The sequence below is a fragment of the Marinomonas sp. NPDC078689 genome (assembly GCF_044542435.1).
GTDB classification, from domain to species: Bacteria; Pseudomonadota; Gammaproteobacteria; order Pseudomonadales; family Marinomonadaceae; genus Marinomonas; species Marinomonas arenicola.
This window is the reverse complement of the sequence record NZ_JBITUJ010000013.1, coordinates 59,728-65,727: the sequence shown is the minus strand read 5'-3', so window position 1 is coordinate 65,727 and position 6,000 is coordinate 59,728. Positions and strand designations below refer to the sequence as shown.

General features: G+C 44.1%; 4 protein-coding genes. 3 read left to right on the top strand and 1 reads right to left on the bottom strand.

The window, feature by feature from the left end; all coding sequences use genetic code 11:
* Window positions 1–542 precede the first annotated feature (542 nt).
* From rimK to ACIGBN_RS16515, 3 genes are all read left to right on the top strand, one after another.
* Window positions 543–1,448, top strand: coding sequence for a 30S ribosomal protein S6--L-glutamate ligase (gene rimK / locus ACIGBN_RS16525; RefSeq protein WP_133004401.1), 906 nt, complete (start codon window positions 543–545; stop codon window positions 1,446–1,448).
* Window positions 1,448–2,476 (top strand): succinylglutamate desuccinylase/aspartoacylase family protein, encoded by a 1,029-nt coding sequence (locus ACIGBN_RS16520; RefSeq protein WP_396666629.1) that lies wholly within the window; start codon window positions 1,448–1,450, stop codon window positions 2,474–2,476. The genes rimK and ACIGBN_RS16520 overlap by 1 nt, the downstream gene beginning before the upstream one ends.
* 146 nt (window positions 2,477–2,622) lie before the next feature.
* A complete protein-coding gene (locus ACIGBN_RS16515) occupies window positions 2,623–3,237 on the top strand; it encodes a hypothetical protein (protein WP_133004403.1) in 615 nt (204 codons plus the stop codon).
* A gap of 359 nt (window positions 3,238–3,596) precedes the next feature.
* Here the strand turns inward: ACIGBN_RS16515 and ppsA are convergent, their stop codons facing one another.
* Window positions 3,597–5,993 carry a phosphoenolpyruvate synthase gene (ppsA, locus tag ACIGBN_RS16510; RefSeq protein ID WP_133004404.1) on the bottom strand — a complete coding sequence of 799 codons (2,397 nt, stop codon included), beginning with the start codon at window positions 5,991–5,993 and terminating at the stop codon, window positions 3,597–3,599.
* Window positions 5,994–6,000 lie beyond the last annotated feature (7 nt).

The following is a 6,000-nucleotide window of genomic DNA, read 5'->3' as shown; positions in this document are numbered from 1 at the left end:
TAAACAGCGTTTCTTGTTCTTCCATTTGCTTGCGCCATCACTTTCTAAAGAGCCGTTCCTCGACGCGTCAGCGCAGATGAAAAACAAGAACCTCTCATACTGATTGCGCATACCGTCCGCAGGGTCAGACCCCTTAAAAAGTCGCACAGCGTTCAACCCACCACATCTCTTGATGTTTAAGGGCTCTGACCAGTTGCAACCGTGTCGCTCATCAACACTAAGGCAGTGCAGTAGGGGGTAGGTGATTGAGATAGCAGCACGTAGCTCTATTTTATATTAGCAGCCAATTTCTTCTGTATTTAGCAAGGCGAGTCTTGCGTTATACGCTAAGCTTTAGGTTCATTGAAGGCTAATTCATTCGCTCGAAAGCGTTGCTATAGGCACTGAAAGAGGTGCTGGGTTTGTGTTGTGAATATTTGTATCTTTCGAAAAATATTGCTTCCCTAGCATCAGCTTATTAACTATTCTCGCGCACGTGTTATAAGCCTATTTTTATAAGAAGACTTTCGTTCAAAGCTTCTTTTTTTGTTCAAGGAACACCCATGAAAATTGCTATTCTATCTCGTAATCCCAACCTTTATTCTACTCGACGTCTTGTTGAGGCGGGTGAAAAACTCGGTCACGAGGTGGATGTGATCGATACCATGCACTGTTATATGGATATCTCCAGTAACAATCCATCGGTTCGCTATGACGGTAAGCCTTTGCCTAAGTACGATGCCGTTATTCCTCGTATCGGCGCGTCGGTTACATTTTACGGTACCGCGGTCGTGCGCCAATTTGAGATGATGGGGACTTATAGTATCAATGAGTCTGTTGCCATTAGCCGTTCCCGCGACAAACTGCGCTCTTTGCAGCTAATGTCTCGTAAGGGCTTGGGTTTGCCGAAGACAGGCTTTGCTCATCACCCAGATAAAATTGGTGACTTGCTTAAGAACGTTGGGGGCGCGCCAGTTGTGATTAAGCTTCTAGAAGGGACGCAGGGTATTGGTGTGGTATTGGCAGAGTCGAATAAAACTGCGGAGTCGATTATTGAAGCTTTCATGGGGCTAAAGGCTAATATTTTGGTGCAAGAATACATCAAGGAAGCCGGTGGTGCCGATATTCGCTGTTTGGTTGTTGGTGGTAAGGTTATTGCCGCTATGAAGCGTCAGGGCGCTGAAGGCGAATTTCGATCAAACCTTCATCGTGGTGGCACTGCGTCTTTGGTAAAACTTTCCCCAGAAGAGCGTAGGACCGCTGTTGAGGCCGCTAAAGTGATGGGGTTGAATATGTGTGGCGTTGATATTCTTCGCTCTAATGACGGCCCATTGATTATGGAGGTGAACTCATCTCCAGGCCTTGAGGGCATAGAGTCAGCGACCAACAAAGATGTGGCGGCTATGATCATCAATCACATTGAGAAGTCTGCAATTAGCGGCAATACTAAAACCAAAGGTAGAGGTTAATGAACGACGCTATTTTAACCATCGACGGCATTTCTATTGCACCGGGTGAAACCGCTAAAATTAAATTGCCGATCGTTAAACTATATACTGATACGAACATGTCGATGCCAGTGTTTGTAAAAAGAGGAAAGCGTTCTGGTCCAACGATCTTTATTAGTGCTGCGATTCATGGTGATGAATTAAATGGAATTGAAATCATTAGCCGATTAATTCAAAGTAAATATATGGATCGGATTAGAGGGACTTTTATTGCTGTTCCTGTGGTAAATGGTTATGGCGTATTAAATCAAAGTCGTTATTTGCCGGATAGACGAGATTTAAATCGCTCTTTTCCAGGATCAAAGCGAGGTTCTTTAGCCGGTAGAGTAGCCGATCGCTTTTTGAGTGAAATAGTATCAAAGGCGGATTACGGAATAGATTTACACACTGGAAGTTTACATCGTAGTAATCTACCTCAAATACGCGCGAATTTAGATGACCAAGAGACGTTGGATATCGCTACTGCGTTTGGTGTTCCTGTGATTTTAAACTCAAACCTTAGGGATGGCTCATTAAGAGAATGCGCTAATGACGTTGGTGCTAAAGTCATTTTATATGAGGCAGGTGAAGCACTTAGGTTTGATGAGCTGTCGATACGTGCTGGCGTTAAAGGCATAGTTGGGGTCATGCGCCACCTGGGTATGTTACCTAAAGCTCGTAGTAAAAAATCTCTTTCTGAACCCAGAATTGCTCGTAGTAGCAGCTGGGTTAGAGCCACCGACAGTGGTTTTACGACTCATATCAAAGAGCTTGGTGATTTGGTTGAAAGCGGGGATCTTTTGGCTCAAATTAAAGACCCTTATGGGGAAGTATTGGATGATGTTGTTTGCAAAAATGGCGGTATTATTATTGGTAAGCAAAACATCCCATTAGTACAGGAAGGCGATGCCATGTACCACATCGCACACTTTTCTTCACCGGATGAGGTCGCAGAGCATGTGGAAACAATGCAAGATGAGCTAATGGAAAATTATCGAGATCCGAATTGAAATAATTCTTTTTATTATCTCAATTCAAGGGGTAGTGTTATTAAACTCTAATGAATAAGGGAATATTTTAGTAATTCATCTGGATGCATCGTCTTTATCGTTGTTTTTGGTTATTATCCTGCGAAATTAATGCAGCAGGCTTTTTTATGTTTTTAGTGCGCGCTTTTATATATCTAATTTCCTTGGCTGGAGTGGGTTACCTCATTGGTCTAGAGGGATATAAGTTTAAAACATTGGCCGCTTATAGCGAGCATACCTTGACTGAGCATATGCAAGATGTGATGACGTTTTTAAGCTGTATGCTCTTTCTATACGCATCTCGTATTGATCCTAAGCTAAAAATAGCAGGGACTTTATTGGCGGCCTTATTGGCGATGATGTTTGTTCGAGAGTCAGATGCTCTGTTAGATCGATATGTCTATGACGGTGCTTGGCAAACGATTGTTTGTTTTATTTTAGTGTCCGTGTTCATCTTTCTGTGGGGCAAATTCTCTACAATTTACGCTTCTTTAAAGGCCTACTCGGAGACGGCGTGTTACGGAACTTGCTTGTCCGGTGTTGTTATTGTATTGGCTTTTTCGAGAATGATGGGGCGCAATTCATTCTGGACATCCGTAATGGGTGATCACTACATGCGGGTCGTGAAAGACATCGTTGAAGAAGGCACAGAAACGCTTGGTTATACTTTGATTCTGATTTCTGCGATTGAACTTGTTTTAATTTGTAGAAGAAATCGAGCACGAGCCCTTGCTGCTAAATAAATGTCTGTGGGCTTGTGTTATAGACTGACAATTTAAACGTTATTAATAACGCCTGATGATATTCATCAGGCGTTTTTTTGTTTCAGCGACAGCGACTGCCGTTAAAGCGACGGCTAATATACGATTCTGCATCCGAACTTCTTTTTGTGGGAGTGTCTCACACGGATTAATATGAGTAGTGCTTGGTTAGAGTATATAAAGAGGGGCAGTGTTGTCGTCTTATTAGGCAACGAAGGTTCTGTTATTTTATATAGGCAACAAAGTAACGGTCTAAGGTTCGCTTTTAGGTTAAAAAAAAGCCCTGCAAAGCAGGGCTATAAAACTAGAGAGTGACGTTACAATAACGTTACTTGCCGTGACTAAACGGCATTCTGACTCAATGCAGTATTCTCTAATACTTCATTAAGATGCAGCCAGGTTTCAATGACGGTATCAGGATTAAGGGAAACGCTCTCAATCCCTTGCTCAACAAGCCAGTCAGCAAAATCCGCATGGTCTGATGGGCCTTGGCCACAAATCCCTACGTATTTGCCTTTTTCTCGACAAGCGGATATCGCCATTTTTAGCAGTTTTTTCACTGCTGGATTTCGTTCATCAAATTTATCCGCGATGAGACCAGAATCTCGGTCTAGACCCAATGTCAGCTGGGTTAAATCGTTGGAGCCAATTGAGAAACCATCGAAGAATTCCAAGAACTCATCGGCCAATAAGGCATTAGAAGGTAGTTCACACATCATAATGACTTTAAGGCCATTCTTGCCGCGCTCTAGGCCTTGTTCTGCGAGTAACTCTGTTACCTGCTGAGCTTCTTCTAGGGTACGAACAAAAGGAATCATAATTTGTACGTTGGTTAATCCCATATCGTTACGTACTCGACGGATTGCTTCACATTCCAAAGCAAAACAGTCGCGGAATGAGTCGTCAATGTAGCGCGCTGCGCCACGGAACCCAAGCATTGGATTTTCTTCATCTGGTTCGAATAAAGGGCCACCAACTAAATTGTGGTATTCGTTAGATTTAAAGTCCGACAGACGAACAATGACTGGTTTTTGAGAGAAAGAGCAGGCAAGAGTCGCCACCCCTTCAACCAGTTTATCAACGTAAAATTCAACTGGACCTTGGTAGCCTGCAATGCGGTGATCAATCTCTTCTTTTATCGATGCCGTCATGTCTGCGTAATTCAACAAGGCTTTCGGGTGAATACCAATCATGCGGTTAATGATGAACTCTAAGCGAGCTAAGCCAATGCCTGCATTAGGCAGCATCGCGAAGTCGAAGGCGCGGTTAGGGTTACCAACATTCATCATTACTTTTACAGGAAGGTCTGGCATGTTGCCGACTTCAGATGTGATAACTTCAAAGTTCAGTTCGTCTTGGTAGACAAATCCCATGTCACCTTGTGCACACGATACGGTGACTTTCTGGCCATCTTTAAGTACGTCTGTCGCATCACCACAGCCAACCACAGCAGGAATGCCTAATTCACGCGCAATGATAGCGGCGTGGCAAGTACGACCACCACGATTGGTGACAATCGCAGAGGCTCGTTTCATGATAGGCTCCCAATCTGGGTCAGTAATGTCCGTGACTAATATATCGCCAGGTTGGATACGATCCATTTCAGTAATAGAAGAGAGTACTTTGACTTCGCCACTGCCAATTTTATGGCCGATAGCACGTCCAGTGATCAGCACAGGAGAGGTTTCTTTCAGTGAGAAACGTTCCATACTTTGAGCATTTGCTTGACTGCGTACGGTTTCTGGTCGTGCTTGTACAATGTAGATTTTTCCATCAATGCCGTCTTTTGCCCACTCGATGTCCATTGGGCGCTCGTAATGTTGCTCAATGATGCATGCTTGACGAGCCAGGTCTTCGATTTCTTCGTTGCTTAATGCGAAGCGGTTTTGATCGTCTAGGGCAACAGGCACGATATTGACGAATTCATCACTGCCGGCTTCGGCGTATTCCATTTTTTGGGCTTTAGAGCCTAATGACTTACGTACCACGGCTGGTCGCTTAGCCGCCAGTGTGGATTTGTGAACATAGTATTCATCAGGGTTTACTGTGCCTTGGACCACCATTTCGCCCAGACCGTATGCCGCGGTAATAAAGACAACTTCATCGAAGCCAGATTCTGTGTCTAACGTGAATAACACCCCGGACGCGCCTATATCACTGCGTACCATTTTTTGAATGCCGGCAGACAAGGCCACGCCTTTATGTTCAAACCCTTGGTGTACACGGTAGGAGATGGCTCGGTCGTTATATAAAGAAGCAAACACGCGTTTAATAGAGGCTTTAATATCTGCTAAGCCTTTCACGTTCAGGTAAGTTTCTTGTTGTCCTGCAAAAGAGGCGTCAGGTAGGTCTTCAGCCGTTGCAGAAGAGCGCACTGCGAAAGAGGTATCGTCAGCATTGTCGTCACACAATACTTTAAATGCCTGTTCGATTTCAGCGTCAAACTCTGCTGAGAAAGGTGTTTCCTCTACCCATTGGCGGATTTTCACACCCGCTTCTGCTAGAGCATGAACGTCATCAATGTCTAGGCTATCTAGTATTTGGTGAATCTTAGCGTCTAATCCACTTTCTTCTAGAAAGCTTTGGTAAGCATAAGATGTGGTGGCAAAGCCGTTTGGCACTTGAATGCCAAGGTCTGTCAAATTAGAGATCATTTCTCCTAATGAGGCGTTTTTACCGCCGACATCAGCGACGTCTTCCAAGCGAAGATCTTTGAACCACTTAATAAAATTGCTCACACGGGAC